This window comes from Corynebacterium kroppenstedtii, assembly GCF_016894245.1.
Classification (GTDB): Bacteria; Actinomycetota; Actinomycetes; order Mycobacteriales; family Mycobacteriaceae; genus Corynebacterium.
The window spans coordinates 1,234,736-1,252,366 of sequence record NZ_CP069792.1; the positions used below are offsets into that span (position 1 = coordinate 1,234,736).

General features: G+C 57.1%; 15 protein-coding genes and 2 riboswitches. Of the genes, 7 read left to right on the forward strand and 8 right to left on the reverse strand.

Annotation, left to right across the window (positions count from 1 at the left end; translation table 11 throughout):
- Window positions 1-37 precede the first annotated feature (37 nt).
- Window positions 38-547 (reverse strand): hypothetical protein, encoded by a 510-nt coding sequence (locus I6J23_RS05435; RefSeq protein WP_204582815.1) that lies wholly within the window; start codon window positions 545-547, stop codon window positions 38-40.
- Between the two features lie 343 nt (window positions 548-890).
- Window positions 891-998, forward strand: a riboswitch (TPP riboswitch).
- Between I6J23_RS05435 and thiO the strand changes: the two genes are divergently transcribed.
- From thiO to I6J23_RS05470, 7 genes are all read left to right on the forward strand, one after another.
- Window positions 990-2,234 (forward strand): glycine oxidase ThiO, encoded by a 1,245-nt coding sequence (gene thiO / locus I6J23_RS05440; protein WP_204582816.1) that lies wholly within the window; start codon window positions 990-992, stop codon window positions 2,232-2,234. It overlaps the preceding riboswitch by 9 nt.
- 122 nt (window positions 2,235-2,356) lie before the next feature.
- Window positions 2,357-2,662 carry a sulfur carrier protein ThiS gene (gene thiS / locus I6J23_RS05445; protein WP_204582817.1) on the forward strand — a complete coding sequence of 102 codons (306 nt, stop codon included), beginning with the start codon at window positions 2,357-2,359 and terminating at the stop codon, window positions 2,660-2,662.
- Between the two features lie 3 nt (window positions 2,663-2,665).
- Entirely contained in the window at window positions 2,666-3,538 is an 873-nt protein-coding gene (locus I6J23_RS05450; RefSeq protein ID WP_275431242.1) for a thiazole synthase, read from the forward strand.
- Complete coding sequence (locus I6J23_RS05455; RefSeq protein WP_204582818.1) at window positions 3,525-4,859, forward strand: HesA/MoeB/ThiF family protein; 1,335 nt, start codon at window positions 3,525-3,527, stop codon at window positions 4,857-4,859. Before I6J23_RS05450 ends, I6J23_RS05455 begins: the two co-directional genes overlap by 14 nt.
- 273 nt (window positions 4,860-5,132) lie before the next feature.
- Entirely contained in the window at window positions 5,133-6,503 is a 1,371-nt protein-coding gene (locus I6J23_RS05460) for an alpha-amylase family protein (protein ID WP_204582819.1), read from the forward strand.
- Between the two features lie 107 nt (window positions 6,504-6,610).
- Window positions 6,611-7,312 (forward strand): ATP-binding cassette domain-containing protein, encoded by a 702-nt coding sequence (locus I6J23_RS05465; protein WP_204582820.1) that lies wholly within the window; start codon window positions 6,611-6,613, stop codon window positions 7,310-7,312.
- Window positions 7,313-8,298: 986 nt separating this feature from the next.
- Window positions 8,299-9,003, forward strand: a complete 705-nt coding sequence (locus I6J23_RS05470; protein WP_204581223.1) for a hypothetical protein — start codon at window positions 8,299-8,301, stop codon at window positions 9,001-9,003.
- A 72-nt stretch (window positions 9,004-9,075) separates the two neighbouring features.
- Here the strand turns inward: I6J23_RS05470 and I6J23_RS05475 are convergent, their stop codons facing one another.
- The 7 genes from I6J23_RS05475 to I6J23_RS05505 form a co-directional block, all read right to left on the reverse strand.
- Window positions 9,076-9,741, reverse strand: a complete 666-nt coding sequence (locus tag I6J23_RS05475) for a thiamine phosphate synthase (RefSeq protein ID WP_204581224.1) — start codon at window positions 9,739-9,741, stop codon at window positions 9,076-9,078.
- A gap of 86 nt (window positions 9,742-9,827) precedes the next feature.
- Window positions 9,828-11,690 (reverse strand): phosphomethylpyrimidine synthase ThiC, encoded by a 1,863-nt coding sequence (gene thiC / locus I6J23_RS05480; protein ID WP_204581225.1) that lies wholly within the window; start codon window positions 11,688-11,690, stop codon window positions 9,828-9,830.
- Window positions 11,689-11,797: riboswitch (TPP riboswitch) on the reverse strand. (Overlaps the previous gene by 2 nt.)
- 86 nt (window positions 11,798-11,883) lie before the next feature.
- A complete protein-coding gene (locus I6J23_RS05485) occupies window positions 11,884-12,513 on the reverse strand; it encodes a response regulator transcription factor (RefSeq protein WP_204581226.1) in 630 nt (209 codons plus the stop codon).
- The gene (locus I6J23_RS05490; RefSeq protein ID WP_204581227.1) at window positions 12,510-13,760 is read right to left on the reverse strand and encodes a sensor histidine kinase; all 1,251 of its coding nucleotides are present in this window, start codon (window positions 13,758-13,760) and stop codon (window positions 12,510-12,512) included. Before I6J23_RS05490 ends, I6J23_RS05485 begins: the two co-directional genes overlap by 4 nt.
- Before the next feature lie 64 nt (window positions 13,761-13,824).
- Window positions 13,825-14,490, reverse strand: coding sequence for a hypothetical protein (locus tag I6J23_RS05495; RefSeq protein WP_204581228.1), 666 nt, complete (start codon window positions 14,488-14,490; stop codon window positions 13,825-13,827).
- Between the two features lie 292 nt (window positions 14,491-14,782).
- Window positions 14,783-15,802, reverse strand: coding sequence for an ABC transporter ATP-binding protein (locus I6J23_RS05500; protein ID WP_204581229.1), 1,020 nt, complete (start codon window positions 15,800-15,802; stop codon window positions 14,783-14,785).
- Window positions 15,803-15,962: 160 nt separating this feature from the next.
- Window positions 15,963-17,588 carry an SDR family oxidoreductase gene (locus I6J23_RS05505; RefSeq protein ID WP_204582933.1) on the reverse strand — a complete coding sequence of 542 codons (1,626 nt, stop codon included), beginning with the start codon at window positions 17,586-17,588 and terminating at the stop codon, window positions 15,963-15,965.
- Window positions 17,589-17,631 lie beyond the last annotated feature (43 nt).

Consider the following 17,631-nt stretch of genomic DNA (forward strand, 5'->3'; position numbering starts at 1 on the left):
TAACTCTTCTCGCCCCACTAGGACTAGCCCACCCGTGTTAGTCCACCAGAATTTTGCACTCCTGGGATTCCTCATCTTTGTGTTCAATTTTTATGCCGATATAGCTGATATCGGCATTGGCAACTCCGGTGACGAAAAGTGGCCCCTCACCTGTTTTTCCTGTTGAAAAGCCACTCTCAGTCTGTTTTATATTATTTCCATTAATGTCGTAAAACTTCATCGCCACCTGATCACCGGGGAGGCCGTGGTAGTGCGTCTCCGCAGTATTTTTCTCGTGATTGATATCGATGACTTCGGGGTTGCACGTTCCATCACTATTCACGAAATGGTCGGTGGAGGGCTTCGTCGAATTCGAGGTATTGGAATGTGACTCTTCGCTCAAAGATTGCTCTGCGCCTGTCGTCGAAATAGCGCTTTCTGCATTCTCTGTATTCGATGAATCTGACGGCGAAGAGCATCCGGCGAGCATAGTTGCAGTGGCAACAGCTATGAATAAAGAAGTTACTGCACCACGTCGACGCGAAGAAAGTTCCTTTACGTACATCATTTCATCACCATGCTCACGTTGACTGATATTGCGACGTGTTTTCTTCAGCCCCGCCGAAAAGCTCCACCATCAAACCGGAGCGTTATCGAAAGATAAGAAATGAGTAGGTTCGGCTACATCCAAGACTACCCAGATTTGCTTCATTATTCTGATAAGCATTGTGCAGGTTATGTACTCCCGACCGGAAAACACCAATCAGGTTATGATCGCCACCCCCGAACCGGCGATTCTCATCTACAAACTCACGATGTCCCACCGGGGAATATAATCGAGTCACGTGGATGCTCAAGCAGTATCCGCCGAAAACACATGGACACTAACCATAGAAAACTTAACATCGACATCGTCGACCTACGGGAGCCCAGTGATGTGGGCTGAGAGGGCGGGCATCGCCGCCGACCGTAAACCTGATGCGGATAATGCCGCCGGAGGGAAGGAGCCTATGTCCCGGCACATCACTATTATCGGCGCTGGTCTTGTGGGGCTGGCCACCGCGTTTGAACTGACTGAACTCGATCCGGAGTGCTCGGTATCGATTCTCGATCCTGCTCCGCTGTCGGGGGCGAGCCACCACGCCGCGGGCATGTTAGCCCCGGCCGCAGAGATGCAGTATCAGCAGGATGCGTTGGTCCCCCTCATGCGTCAATCCGCGCTGTGGTATCCGAGCCTCGTCCGACGTGTCGCCCTCGCAGCTCATTCCGACCCCGACGATCCTCACATGACTGGTTTTCGCCGCGACGGAACCTACGTCGTCGCCGCCGATTCTGCCGATCGTGTGCACCTCGCCGAGACGCGAGATTTCCAGGAATCGTTCGGCATGAAGGCCACCCAGGTGACGGTTCGCCAGCTGCGGAAATCTGAGCCGTCGCTCAGCCCGAACCTGTCCGGTGCCGTGCATATCCCGGGCGATCACCAAATCGATCCCCGAGTCTTCGGCGACCTCATTATCGGCGCGCTGAAGAATCGTGGCGTGGAAATCGTGAAGAGATCGGCCACTCCTTTCGACGTGAATCCCGACGACGTCACCATCGTCGTCAATGGACTCGGCGCGTCCGAGTTCTTCCCGTACCTGCAGCTGCGTCCGGTGTGGGGTGACGTTCTCCGTTTGCGCGTGCCGGCGGAACTCGACCCGCTGGTCACATCGGTAATTCGGGGATTTGTCCGGGATCGTCCGGTGTACGTGGTGCCGCGCATCGATGGCGGTTTGGTATTGGGGGCCACGAGCCGGGAGGACGGCCGCGGTCAGCCGCTGGTGGGTGGCGCGCTGGACCTCATGCGCGATGCTGACACTATCTGCCCGGGGATTCGCGAATGCACGATCGAGGAGATCACGGCGGGTGCTCGGCCGGGCACGCCGGATGACCTGCCTTATATTGGCATCGACGACGGTACCGGCGCTGTTGTTTCCACGGGCTATTTCCGCCACGGCATTCTGTTGACTGCGCTGGGCGCCCGGGTGGGGGCGGCGCTTGCTATTGCTGGCAGGGAAACGGCTGCTAGTGAGTCCGGTGCCGTGGTTGGGCAAGCCTTAGTGGCAGCTGCGGATTCGATGACGGACGAACACGGCTCCTTAGAAAAGCGCTTAGCAGACGCTGACGAACTCCTTACCAGGGCGGATGATGACGATACTCCGGAACTGACCTTGAGCGACATTCTTGCTGCTACGGATATTCACCGTGATGTGTAGGAACAATGCGTAGGAAAAATGCGCACGTCACCCAGCGTTGAGCGCAGTGAACTCAGCCCGCCAACCAGACACCACAGGTCATGAACGAAGTCGAACAAACCAGAGGAACCCCAGAGGAAATAATGACAAACACCTCCAGTCCAACGATCACCATCGAACTGAACGGCACATCGCACCGGGCGACAAGCGGTCTCACTGTCCGGTCGCTCGTGAAAGCCGTGTCACAGGACGGCGATAACGCCGACCTCACTGCTCTCGCCAACACCGCGAAGCACTCGCCCACCAGCAATGACGCCGCTAGCGATGATGATTTCGACGGTTATGCCGTCGCCATTAATGACGAGATCGTTCCGAAATCCACTTGGCAGACCGTCACCATTAGCGACGGCGATCGCATCGAACTTCTCACCGCTGTTCAAGGAGGTTAGGCAATGACACACAACGCAACCAGGGACGATGATCCTACGAACATCACACCGACGGACGTAGACGACGCCCCATCCCCCGACGCCCACGTAGGCGACCCCGATCACTGGGCACTGGCCGATCGGGACCTCACCTCGCGACTGTTCCTCGGCACGGGCGGAATGACGTCGCTAGATATCATGGAAAAAGCGCTGGTGGCGTCGGAAAGCAACGTGGCGACGGTCGCGATGCGTCGGCACCAAGCAGGAAAAGCGGACGTTTTCGGGATGCTCCGCCGGCACAATGTCCACATCCTGCCCAACACGGCCGGCTGCAAAACGGCGCGAGACGCCGTGCTGACCGCGAAAATGGCGCGGGAAGCGCTGGATACGGACTGGATCAAGCTCGAGGTTGTTGCCGATGACGACACTCTTCTGCCTGATGCTGTCGAACTTGTCGACGCCGCAGAACAGCTGGTTAACGACGGATTCCACGTGCTGTCGTACACGAACGACGACCCCATTGTTGCGCGCCGGCTGGTGAACGCGGGGGTGGACGCCGTGATGCCTGGTGGCTCGCCGATTGGTACGGGCCTGGGGATTCTCAACCCGCACAACATCGAAATGATTGTGAAAGAAGCCGGCGATATCCCGGTGGTGTTGGATGCGGGTGTGGGGACGGCGTCGGAGGCGGCGCTGGCCATGGAGTTGGGATGCTCCGCCGTGCTGGTGGCCAGTTCCGTTACGCGCAGCCACGATCCGGAAGCGATGGCGAAGGCGATGGCCAGTGGTGTTCGCGCTGGTTATTGGGCGCATCAGGCGGGGAGGATTCCGAAGCGGCATCATGCTGTGGCGTCCTCGCCGCTGGAGGGGAGGGCATGGGCCGATGTCGTCATCTAGTACGGGCCCAGCTAGCTCCAGTCCGTCCCACGATGGGCCGTCTAGCTCCGGTGCCGAGCTGCCCCGACTAATTCCCGACGAACGACTCACGCCTCTCCCGCATAATGAACGCGTCCGTACCGCACGTCATCTGGCACTCTTCGATGAAGCCGTCCAGCAGCGCTTCGCCGCCGCGCGGGTGTGCGTGATCGGCGCAGGTGGATTGGGGTCGCCGCTGCTCTACGCGCTGGCCGCGGCGGGTGTCGGCACGAATGGGCGTATCACCGTCTGCGATGATGACGTCGTTGACCTCACTAACCTTCAGCGGCAAACACTTTTCGGTGTCGACGACGTGGGACGCCCGAAAGCCGACGTTGCCCGCGAACGCATGCACGCGCTCAACCCCTCGATGACCATTCGTACAGAAGGGCGGTTCGGCCCCGGTAACGCGGAGCAGTTGTGCCGCGAGCACGATCTTCTGATCGACGGCAGCGACAACTTCGCCACCCGGTTCGTGGCGGCCGACGCGGCGGAAATGACGGAAACGCCGCTGGTCTGGGGTGCTGTTCTGCGCTACGAGGGGCAGGTCTCGGTGTTCTGGGCTCCTCACGGCCCCGGACTTCGCGATCTTTTCGACGGCCCGCCGACGAAACCGGTTCTGACCTGCGCGGAAGCAGGCGTTTTGGGTGCGACGACGGCCGTAATCGGCAACCTCATGGCCACCGAGGCGCTGAAGGTCCTGGGCGGTATCGGTGAGCCCCTCGTGGGGAGAGTTTTGACGTATAACGCCACGTCAGCGTCGACGCGCACGCTGCGGTTGCGTCGTGATCCGTCGCGTGAACCGGCGACGAGGATTCGTCGCTCGGCTGCGTCATCTAACCAAGGGGCGGCGTGTGAAGTGGCAACCCGAAATCCCTTGGTAGAAGGCTCGGTAGAAGGAGAGCGTCGGAGCCGTCGTGACCAACCCCAGGATCAGCCCGACGCCCCTGGGGACATCGCACCGTCGGATCTCCCCGGTTTTCTTGCCGACGACACCCACGTGCTCCTGGACGTCCGCGAAGACCACGAGCGTTTAATTGAGCGCATCACGCTGGATGGCGACGTCGAATCGGGTGGTACTGCGCCCGCTGATGCCAATCCACGCGATATTCATGTTCCCCTGGGTGTAGTGAAAGCCGATGCAGCGTCGGTACGTATTCCCGAATCAGCGACGGCGGTGGCCGTGTACTGCGCCCGTGGAGCCCGAAGTCAGCAAGCGGCCGACATTCTGCGGAAAACGCTGAGCATTCCGGTGTACTCACTGGCCGGAGGTATCACAGCAATGAAAGCGGTAGCGAAATAGGTTGCGACACCGCGCGTCAATCGTCGTCAAAGCTTGCGTCAATCGTCGTCGATGGGGATGACAAGTGGTGATAAGCCAAGGGACGACAAGTGAGCAATAAGCGCCGAAGTATGTCCGGTATCTGACGTAAGCTCGAAGAGTAGTGGGACGTAGGGTCGGCACCCCGTCCGCACTCGTTGGTAATGCAGTCGGATAGGCAGGCAGGGCTCGATGGACACGCTTGATTACGCGCTTTGGTGGCAGATCTACCCCCTCGGAGCGTGCGGAACGGACATGTTCAGCCCCCAATCCGACGACCCATCCGACGGAGAAACACCGGACAACGAACGGTCCGACGCGCCGACGCCCGACCACGCTCCATCCGCGGCCAACTCCGAGCACAACGTCGATAAGCCTGGAAAATTACGGCGACTGGAAGCCTGGCTGGATTATGCCATTGAGCTGGGCTGTTCGGGGATCTTGCTCGGGCCTATTTTCGAGTCGACGGCGCACGGATATGACACCACGAATCACCTGCGGATCGACCCACGGTTAGGGTCACTGGACGATTTTGATCACCTGATGGGGGAGTGCTCGAAGCGCGGCCTCAAGGTGATGCTGGATGGTGTGTTTAACCACGTGGGGACGCAGCATCCGCTGGTGGCCGAGTCGATTGAGCGCGCGCGTGCGGGGGCCGAGCAGACTCCGGTGAAAACGCACACGCACGACGGGGAGATCGTGTCGGTCCCGTGGGAGGGGAACCTCGACCTGGCTGAGCTGGACCATTCGGACTCGCGCGTAGCCGACATGGTCGTGGAGATCATGGAGTATTGGTTGGATCGCGGGATCACCGGGTGGCGGCTCGATGCCGCGTACTCCGTGCCCACCGAATTTTGGCGGACCGTTATCGACCGCGTGCGCGCCCACTATCCCGATGCCGTGTTCCTCGGTGAAATCATCCACGGCGAGGAACAGGGCGGGTACATCGAGTTCGCTGCGCAGTCCCACATGGACTCGATCACACAATATGAGGTGTGGCAGGCCATCTGGAGCAGCATTAAAAACGCGAACATGTGGGAGCTGGACCACGCGCTCGGCCGCCACCAGACCTTTGTGGAGCAGGGCGCAGCCGTCGCTAATAATCAGCCCGACAAGCGGCCGATCCTTCCGTTGACGTTCATTGGCAACCACGATGTATCGCGCATTGCTTCGGTGGTGGGGGATAACGGCGCGGTGCTCGCTGCCGTCGCGCAGTTGACGCTGCCCGGTATGCCAAGCATTTATTACGGCGATGAGCAGGGCTTTCGGGGTGAAAAGCAGGATGGCTTGTATGCCGACGCCGACATTCGACCGCCCCTGCCGGCTTCCCCAGCAGATTTATTGCCGACGGGGGAATGGCTGCATGAGATTTATCAGCGGTTAATTGGGATTCGTCGGGACCATCCGTGGATTGCACATGGCGACCTTGAAGTGGAAAACGTTGAAGATCACACGATCACATTTGCTGTGACGGGGCAGCCGGAGGGTGACCAGACGCCGGAGCGCCAAGAGCTGCAGAACCCATCGCCGCAGAATCAGACGTTGCGGACGATGATTAGTCGGGCCCCGGATCGTGCAGTGGTGACCGTCGATGACGAGCAAGTTTTCTATTGGGAGCAGCAGTAGGAGTCGGGCTCTGAGGTTAGACTTCCGAAGCGAAGTAAAAAGCTCTACGCTAAATGTCACCGTCTTTTGTAGGGTAGCCTGGCTAAAAAGCTGAGGAGGAAATTTGGTTGAAACTGTCAACTGATCAATTAACTGTGAAATACGGCTCGCATATCGCGGTTGATCACATCAGCTTAAATGTCGATACCGGATTTCATGCATTACTCGGCCCCAATGGTGCAGGGAAATCATCCCTGCTCAGGGCAATAGCCGGGCTTACTCAGCCGAGCAGTGGCAGTGTGTATATAGATGGCCGGGTTAATGATCCACGTAGTGGTTTGGTCGGCTACCTCCCTCAGGACAATCTCGAAAAATCACGCTTTACCGTGTGGGAACACCTCGCATACATGTGTTGGCTGAGGAAAGTCCCACAGCATAAGGTCCCCCATGAGGTCGATAGGCTGATAGAACTCGCAGGTCTGGTGGATAAAGCCGATTCACTCATCAAACATTTGTCTGGTGGTATGCGACGAAGGGTTGGAATATCATCCGCTCTCGTTTCATCGCCACCGGTAATCCTGCTCGACGAACCAACGGCAGGGCTCGATTTATCCCAGCGGGCAGCGTGCAAGAGAATACTTCATCATTCGTCAAAATCCTCCACGGTAATTATTTCGACACACATTGTCGAAGATGTCATTGAAAATGCAGACACCCTGACGATTATGAAAAACGGGGTAAAAGAATACTCGGGGCCATGGGAAAAATTCGGAGCAGGAAGAGACATCAACAAACTCAACACGATGTATCTAGATCTGCTGGAATCATGAATTCCGGAACAGGTCTGTGGCTACGTCATAATAGAGTTCATTACTTCTTTCTGACGTCCCTTATACTTTCGCTTCTTGTAAAAACTGCCACGTGGATATTGCTAGAGCAGAACGGAAATTCTGTCGATATCGACACTGTGTGGGTTTCGGCTCTGACATCGATTCCACTCCTCTTTGTATTCACTCATGAGGATGACTTTGATCGTGTCTCCCCGCGGCCCATTCGAAATAGACGGCTAATACTCCTGGCCCTAGTAACCGTATGGGCTGCTCTAGTAGGGTTGCTGTGTTTTTGGGGAGATTTCTCAGACTATGGCTCTCTTACGGTCATAAGGAACGACATCGGCCTTATTGGCCTGGGGTTAGTATCCACCTACGTCCTGAAAAAGACGTTTATCTGGGTACTTCCAGTATTCGCGGTTCTTGGGTCTCTCACGTTTAGTTGGCCATTAGAGCCGTCTATCGGGCACGGTCTCTGGGGTGCTCTACGTGCACCGTGCAGTTTTGTTATGCCTGGTGGACAGCCGAACCTCAGCGCGCTACTTGTTATCGTGATATGGGCCCTGGGGTCTGTTATCTATGTTCAAGGATGGTCGAAGAGGCGAAAAGACAAGGAATCTCGTTCCCTAACGGGTTTCCGCAGCACCAAGAATTACTCCTCGATAGTGCTGAAAGGAAAACTGAGAGCGTCATACGCAATTCCGATTGCGCTGATTCTTATCATCTTTTCGGTTGTCGCTCCCCTGGCGAGTGCATCGTCATGGCTGGGTAGTCCACAACTCTTGATGGTGCAAGCGCTGACCGTCTTAATACTCTTTTTCTCTCCGGCGACTCTATGCGCCAGTGTGATATCTAGTCAGTCACGATGGCGGAGTGGAAATGCTGATTGGGAGGATACGTCCCCCAGAAGTCGTATAGAGAGGTTAGTTAGCGCTTTTCGCATATCCGCGTTAAGCACGTTTATCCCCCTCGTCATTCTGGCATTAGTGTTAATAGCGATTTCTTTTGTCGGAGCCATTCTATCCGGGGTTTCTTATCGCGTTACTATCAGGCAACTCTGGGCGGGGACCCCGACCTTCTTGATGATTGTTGGGTTCTTACTGGTGTCGTGCGTGATTGGCACCGTTCTAGGCTCTCTGTTCAGAGGCATCTGGATAGCACCACTGTGTTTATTCCTTGGTGTGGTGTTCTTTATATCAGTTCCTGTGGGCTCTTCCACGAGCGTCGATCGTGCTTGGGATGAAGAATATGGTTTCTCATCGTGTTCAACATCCGAAAAATTCTCGATTAAAGTGTGCAGTTCGGCACCAAATTCCGGTTACCTCAAGCCCATGGCGGCAACTCTGGATGATATATATCAAGAAACGCCATACCGGGACGATCTTCCTCGTAAATTTGTAATGGTGAACTCGGTGTTCGATGTGAAACACGATGATGTTTTGTCTGTAGGCTTACAGGACCAACGTCATGTAGTAGCACCTAGTTCACTTGACAAGGAAACAATATTCAGGGATATCAATCAGTCGCTGTCATACATTTATTTGGGCAGTGCTTCCCATAATGGGCAGCAAGCGAATTTTGACACTGATCAGGTGCTTTCTGCTTTCCGCCCGAATAACGGGCCCACCGATAATGAAGTCATTTCACAAATAGATGTGATGAAACAACGCCTGGACAATGACGGCCAATGACCAGTTCCGACGAGGGGCGCAACTAGGGGCCTAAAACACCTCGGTAGCAGCTAAATCGTCCCATTTCCGCGCTCACTCGCTACGGAAACTGTCCAACGCACGTCGGGCTAACTCGCCGGGGTTATCAGAGTGCATCAACGCTCGCACCATTGCGCACCCGGCGATACCGGTAGTGCTCAGCGCCGCAACGTCGTCGGGTGTTACGTCCCCGATGGCGACAATGGGCAAGGTTGTCGCCGCGACGAGCGGCCGATAACCGTCAACACCGATGGGCGCGCGGCCCGAATCCTTCGTTGGCGTCGGCCGGAAAGGGCCCGCACCGATGTAGTCAATAACTCCTGGGTGCGAGCTGTGGAACTCTTCCGCGGCCTCGACAAGCGGCAGGGTTCCGGTCGTTAACCCAATGAGAGCATCCGGACCGAGCATGTCGCGGGCCGCATCCGGGGGAAGATCATTTTGTCCCAGGTGAACGCCATTGACAGGGACCCCGGCGCGTCGAGCAGCGTAGGCCACGTCGGCTCGGTCGTCGACGACGACTTTCGTGTGAGGATTTGCCCGGTAAACAGCGGTGGCACATTCCGTCACAAGACTGAGCAAGTCCCGCGTGGAGAGGTCCTTCGCGCGCACTTGGACGACGCCGGCCCCAGCCGCCGCGACCTTCGCCGCGGTGTCAACAGTGTGCCGGTCGGTCCCAGACGTGACCAGGTAGAGGCGGAAATCCGTGTCAGTGGAGGCCATTCGTGTCCTATCGTCCTATTCGTCGTGTGCCAGTGCTGTGGACCGACGAAGGTGCCAACGCTTCGGGGCGGTTGCTATCCGCGATGCTACTGGCGGTGTGCGCTCATGTCCGCGAGATCATGGTCGATGTCCTCAGCGGTGTCTTTCGCTTTGGATTCTTGCATGTAGAGCTCGGATCCGTGGGCACGGAACTCTTCAGCCATTTTCGCCATGCCCGCTTCCACATCCGCCCGGTCACCGGCCGTCTCACCCATCGGGTCACCAACCTCAGGCATGCCGAGCATCGTCTCGCCATAAGCGTCGCGAATATCCTGGCTAATCCGCATGGAGCAGAACTTCGGCCCGCACATGGAACAGAAATGGGCGGTCTTCGCCGGTTCGGCGGGCAATGTTTCGTCGTGGTAGGCCTGCGCGGTATCGGGGTCGAGCGAGAGCGCGAACTGATCGTTCCACCGGAACTCAAACCGTGCCTTACTCATGGCATCGTCCCATGCCTGCGCACCCGGATGCCCCTTGGCCACGTCCGCCGAGTGGGCCGCAATCTTATACGTAATCACGCCCGTTTTGACGTCGTCACGGTTGGGCAAGCCCAGGTGCTCTTTCGGCGTGACATAACACAGCATCGCCGTCCCGCCCATCGCGATAGTGGCCGCACCGATAGCGGACGTGATGTGGTCATACCCAGGGGCAATGTCGGTCACCAGTGGCCCCAACGTATAGAACGGCGCCCCGTGGCACCAATCCTGCTCAACGCGGATGTTCTGCTCGACGAGGTTCAGCGGAATGTGACCCGGCCCCTCAACCATGACCTGAACGTCGTAGTCCCAGGCCCGCCGCGTCAGCTCGGCGAGCGTGCGCAGCTCAGCGAACTGCGCCTTGTCGTTGGCGTCGGCAATGGACCCAGGACGCAGCCCGTCGCCAAGAGAAAACGCAACATCGTAGTGGGAGAAAATTTCGCAGAGCTCGTCGTAGTGCTCGTAGAGGAAACTTTCCTTGTGGTGTGCCAGGCACCACACGGCCATGATGGAACCGCCGCGGGACACGATGCCGGTGACGCGATCCGCCGTGAGTGGCACATAGGGCAGCAGTACCCCGGCGTGAATGGTCATATAGTCGACGCCCTGCTCGGCCTGCTCAATCACCGTATCTCGGAAGATCTCCCAGGTCAGAGCGTTGGCTTCACCATTGACCTTCTCCAGCGCCTGATAAATAGGAACGGTACCGATAGGCACAGGCGAATTCCGGATAATCCACTCGCGCGTGGTGTGGATGTCGTCGCCAGTTGAGAGGTCCATGACAGTGTCCGCGCCCCACTTCGTCGCCCACCGTAGCTTCTCGACTTCTTCGTTGATCGACGACGTCACCGCGGAGTTCCCGATATTGGCGTTGACCTTGGTGAGGAACCGACGCCCGATGATCATCGGCTCGGACTCGGGGTGGTTGACGTTAGCGGGAATGATTGCACGTCCGGCTGCGACCTCGTCCCGAACAAGCTCGGGGGAGCATTGTTCGCGCAGCGCGACGTACTTCATTTCGGGAGTGATGATGCCGCGCCGGGCGTAGTGCATTTGTGTGACGCGGTGGCCGCTCTTCGCCCGAACGGGCCGGCGTGTAGTGCCGTGCCATTCCTGTGACGATGCTCCACGTTTGACGGCGGAGCGCCCGTCATCCTCCAGTTTCTTGCCGCGTGCTTCGTAGGTGGTGGTGTCGTTTCGGTCGGTTATCCAGGGTGTTCGCAGGTCGGGGAGTCCACGAGTGGGGTCGACCTCGGGTCCCATCGTGCGGTAGATGCGGGCCGGTTCGTTAGGGCCGGTGGGTGAATCGTCGAGACTGACTTCGGTGTAGGGCACGCGGAGTCCATCTTTTTCCACGAATTTTTCGTGGTGCTTGGGGTGGTTTTCGCCGTGAACGGTGTGTGGGCGTGGTGATGAATCGGTGGGTGCAGACATGCCTAAGGTCCTCTCTTCCTTCGCCGGCATGATCCGGACAGGTTCGGACGGTCGGAGCGGCGTCAGCTCCCTCTCAGCCCGTGCCGTGGGCTCCCGTGGGGTCGTGGCTCAGTGTATGCCAGGTGGATGGACTAGTCAGATCGTTTGCGACAAAATGTTGCAACCGGGGGTAACTGAGCGTGCTTCTCGACGATCACAACCAGCCAGCATCACGAGCGACGGTAGCTGCTTCGGCGCGCGTCGTGGTGCGAGTTTTCGCGATGGCTCGGGATATGTGATTGCGAACGGTGCCAGGGGAGAGGAACAGTGTTGACGCTATGCTCGCGATCGTTGCTCCCGTGAGCGCTTCGCGGAGCACATCGCGTTCGCGTGCAGTGAGCGGATTATCCCCTGTAGTGCGGGCCTTGTCATGAAGCTGTAGGGGAATGACCGTTTTTCCTGAATTAACGTCCCGGATCGCACTGGTTAGCGTTTCGACGGGTGAGTCCTTGACGACGAAACCGCGCGCGCCCGCGTCGAGTGCCCGCTGTAGGTATCCGGGCCGGCCGAAGGTCGTGACGATAATGACATGGCAGTGGCTGTGCCCAGTAAGGTCCGCGGTCGCTTGAATACCGTCGATACCAGGCATTTCTATGTCGATGAGCGCAACGTCGGCCTGGCTGTCAGCAATGCGATGTGTGAGGTCATGCGCGTCCGTTGCAGTCCCTACGACGTCGATGTCGCCTTCCAGAGTGAGAAGTGACTCGAGAGCACTCAGAATGAGTGATTGATCGTCCACAATGAAGACCCGAATGACATCTCCATCGGGCTGGTGGGTACTCATGGCTTTCCCCTCTGAGTCATTGGCGACCGTAACAGTGCCGACCGTGTCTTTGTCTTCTTTGGCGTGGTCTCGACGGTGAGTGTCGTCCCCTCACCCGGCGTCGAGTGAATAGAGAATGACGCGCCGATATTGTGCGCGCGGCGTTTCATGCCGTCCAGCCCGTGTTGTCGGCCGTTGTCTTTTGCGCTGGTGACCCCATTGACATGGTGGGGTTTCTCCTGGTTGCTGTGTCGATCCAGAGTGTTAGCGTAGATGTTGTTGTGTTTCTCCTGCGCGAAACCGCGCCCGTCGTCGGTAATGATGAGTTTCGTAGACGTCGCGGTGATGGAGGCGGATTGTGCCTCGGAATGCTGAAGAATGTTGGTTGTTGCTTCTTTCACTAGTGCTGCGTAGAGCGAGTCGGTGACGGGCGGGAGGTTGTTGTCCACGTTTACGGTGAGGGAAATCCCCGCAGAGGTACACACCGCTCGCGCTTCCTCGACCGTTTCCATCAAGGACGGCGGGGATAACTCGTCGAGTGCTGATCGCATGTCGTTGAGCGCGGAATGGGAAAGGCGGTAAATATCATCGTTTTCTCTACGGGCTCTATCTCTACAGGCTTGATCTCCGTCGGAGTCAAGCAGATGAGAAGCAAGTTGCGCTTTGACCGCGATGACGGTGAGACTGTGGCTCAGCACATCATGCATTGCAGTGGCATATGCTTCGCGTTGGCGTGCACGCTCCAGCTGGTGCTCGAGTTCTCTTCGTCGGTCGGTATCGGTGGTAGCGACGCCTAACCCAATAATGATTGCGATACCACTTCCGACAGCGAGGACGATAAGCCCTGCGTGGTGCCGAAGCTCCGGTGAGGCGAGGAGGACGCCGGTGACGAGAACCGTTGATACGCAAACTCCGATTAATGTTCCCCGTTGTCCCCGTCGGATGAACACCCACAGGGCGCAGAAATAGGGAATAAAACAGACGGAAAATATGCCAGTGACGGGGTATGTTCCGGCAGCCGCGACAAAGAGTATTCCCGTTACACCCCATAGCTTGAGCTCGATGTTGTTTTCGGTGCCGTGTGCATTTGGATAAACGCTGAGATAAACCACGCCGAAGAGTATGACGAGTGTAGAAGTAACGGCCCGAGTGAATATGCTTGCGTCTGCGGTGAGGCACGCCCCCAGCGGAAAAACTAGGTACAGGAGCCATACAGCCGGATACAGGAGCTCTGTATTCCTCCAGGTGCGGGTGTGCGGTTGGGCCATGATTGCTGTCTCCGTAGCTAATAAAGTGATGAAGCTGATGGCGGCAAAGTGACATGTTGGGCGGTTATTTTTTGATGGTGCGCCGCGCCCCTACGATGCACAAGGCGGCGAAGATTGCGGTCCACAAAAGTGTAACGGCGAGTGCAAAAACCGGGGATTCGCTCATGACGACATTCCCGCTGCTGCCGAGCTTCTGGCCTTCCATTTGTGGCCAGTGCGCGATAGTTATCGGACCGTAAAACGGCGTAAAACGCGAAATGTTGAACAGAGTTCCCTGTAGTGGCATAAATACACCACCGAAAAAAGCCAAGACGACGAGCGAGCCGGAGGAGATACCAGTCGCGGTTTCTGTGCGAAGCCATAGTGTGGCAGCAAGTCCGTAAACGGCGAAAGGGAGAGTAACAACCCAGCTCACAACGGCTGTTGCTAGCCACTGCCATGCGTGGTCAAACCGAGAACCGGTAGCACCAGCCGCGGTGAACGTCACCAGGATGGGAAGGACGGCGAATGTAACCATTGCGATAATTGTCCCGATCACAGATTGGGTTGTGGTGAGCCCAGCGAGATGGAGTTGCCGATTCCACCCCTCCTGTCGAGCCTGTGTGGCGCTACCAGAAATTGAAGTCATGGCGATGGAGGATCCGTAGAGTCCCATTCCTGTCATGAGGAAAGCTGACACGTTGCCTGTTTTGAGCACAGAGTCTGAGTTGGTTGTGGCCGCACCGAACATTAGATATAGGGTCGCGGGAATGATCAGGCAGAAAATTAATGTTTCTGGCCGGCTCAGGAGCCCCATAAAGTAGTGCCAACTGTAAGACATTGTCGACGCGAACCCTGATCGGGATCGGGGTGCTGTCGCGTCCTGCCAGTGCTGCGGTGAGTCTGTGTGAGCGCACGTGCTCTGTAAGGGAGGGGCTGATATTGAGTGCGTGGAATTCATCTGTAACTCCGTGGGCTGTATCGAGGGCTGGGGGATTGGCATATGAGAGGCCGCGGCGACGCCGAGTGAAGGGGCTGTGCCGTCACCGAGTAAGTTCGCTGAACGCGTCCTCGAGCGCAGCACGATTCACCGTGGGGTGAATAAGCAATTTGTGCTGAAGGGTGTGGAGGAGCACGTGGTCGGGTTGGGTCGTGTGGATGATGATGTCGTCGCCATACCGCTCGTATGTGTCGCTGGCAGACAGACAAGCTCTGATGCGCTCATCGACGTCTAACGCAGCGCTGTCCTGGGACATGCTGGATGGGGACTCGCGTGCCCCGGCGGGCGCCGACCCTTCGGCTGTGAAGGGGGAGGACTGTGGCGCAAAACTGTTCTGGCAGCCCCAACCGTCGCGAGTCGCCAGCGAAGCACGGATGATTGTGGGGTAGCGCGAGGTCAGCTGCTCGGGCGTTCCGCTGGCGACGATTCTCCCAGCATTCATGACGATAACCCGGTCCGCATATCGCTCAGCTTCTGTGAGGTAATGCGTGGCGAAAAGTACGGTGACGCCATCGTCGGCCATGGTCTGAATGGCGCTCCACAGTTCAGAACGAGTTGTGACATCTAATCCCGCACTGGGCTCGTCGAGAACAAGGATATGAGGGTTTGACATGGTGGCTAGTGCGAGACGAAGTCGTTGGCGTTGTCCTCCAGAAAGTTCCCCGATTTTGTGTTTCTTCAGCCTGTTGAGAGTGGGATCTTTAAAGACTGTGCTACGCCTAAGGCGTTGGGGATGAACGGAGGTGAGGGTTCGTACTATTCTCTCGACGGTCATCGTTCTTGGCAGGCCACCGTCTTGGAGTGCGGCTCCGATTAGCCCGCTGTGCACTGCACTCGCAGGAGTGAGACCGCACACGGAGGTCGTGCCGGCGCTCGGTGGGGAAAGCCCGAGGATGACGTCGAGAAGCGTGGACTTACCTGCGCCGTTGGGACCGAGCACAGCCACAACTTCGCCGGTATCAACTGCTAGTGAGATACCGTCGAGCGCAGTATGTTTTCCAAACTTATGAGTGACTTCCTGGACATCGATGGCAATGGTTGAATTGCCCGCTGAACTGGTCATAAATCAAGTACAACCGACGACGGCGGCGTGCAACAGTGCCATTTGTCATGATTCGGGCGGATTATCCAGCTCTTGGAACCCGGTTGCGTATTAGTGGCTTGAGACGTGGTGTGGAATAGTGATCCTCGTGCGGGCTCTATGGCCGTGGTGAGGCCCCTTCTTAGCGTGTTCCCTCGCTTTCCTCTTGTGCTCTCTTCAGAATATTTTTGGCCATGACCGGGAAAATAACAGCGTGGAATGGATAGACACCCCACCAGTACAAGCGCCCTAGCAAACCATCGGGCTCGTAAATTGCACGTTGACGATATTGGCTGCGAGGCTTTGTGGTGCCTTCGTTGCAAGGCTCGACTTCTAGTACGAGCCACGCCTCCCCGCGGAGCTTCATTTCAGCTTTAAGGCCTAAGCATCTGTTGGGAACAATTTTTTCAACCCTCCACCAGTCCACGCGGTCACCCCGTCGTAAAGCGACTGGATCGCGACGGCCACCTAGCCCAGGTCCACCGAAAAGTTTGTCTAGGATTCCACGAATTCGCCACAATAAGGGCGCTGAGTACCAGCCGTTATCTCCGCCAATGCCTTCAATAACCGGCCAGATTTGTTCGGGTGAGAGGTCTGATTCCACAGACCGGACGTCTTGATAGACATTATTGCCTGCCCACGAGGGATCCGTCGGAGAGATCTCTGCGGGGAGAGCGTCGCCTGTTGCGGAGTTTTCTGCAGTGCTATCGGTGGTGGCAGAGTGGGGTGGTGTGGTGTGCTGGGCCTCGTCGGGAACAGTCCAACTAGAATCCCATGACGTTGGCACGCCCCCGTTGAGGTCATGGGTGATGGCTAACCTCACGGCCTCAGTGTATGAGGTCAGGCCTTCGTCGGGGTCGGGAATGTAATGTGCGATGTTATGTTCGTCGGTAACCGCGTTTTCCGCCATGGATTCTGCCAGAGGCTTGGCGATAGAGGAGGGAACAGGGGTGACGAAGCCAATCCACATGCCGGAGAGCCGATCGACGGGAAGCGATAGAGGTGACGGGAGAATTATCCTGCGTAGGCCACGCTCATGCGCGTAGATTTTCATGAGATCTTTAAAGCGGAGGACATCTCCACTGCCGATGTCAAAGCCTTCATTGACTGTGTCGTCCAAGTCCGACGCCCTGACAAGGTAATACAAAGCGTCCCGGATTGCTAAGGGCTCAATACGGTTATTGATCCAATTGGGAGTCACCATGATGGGAAGACGCTCAACTAGATGGCGGATGATTTCGAAAGACGCGGAGCCTGATCCGATGAGAGTGGCTGCGCGAAGCGTGAGAGTGGGCACCGGGGATTCATGCAGTATGGTCGCAACGTTATCCCGCGACCGCATATGCTTTGACAGTTCGTGTGGTTTCTTCCCACGGGGATGGAGGCCAGAGAGATAAATAATTTGTCGAACAGACGCGTCCGAGGCGGCGGACGCGATAGCTGTTGCAGTTTGTTTTTCTGCTTCCTCAAAGTCTTGATCGCTGCTGCCCATGGAATGTACCAGGTAGAGGACGACGTCAACGTTTTCCATGGCGTGCCGAACATCGTCGGGATTCATGAGGTCAGCTTCGACGGGCTCGATATCATCGAACCAGTCGAATCGACGTAGACTGTCTGTGCTCCGTGACGATGCGCGAACAGTGGAACCAGCGCGTAGTAGTTCGGGGATGACACGGCCGCCGACGTATCCGGTGGCCCCTGTAACAAGTACTCGCCGCTCAGGGTGCCGTGCGGAGTAATTGGCAGTGTGGGCTTTTTCGGAGATTATGTAACTATCCTAGGCAACCTAATTATCAGGCGTAGGATTTTGA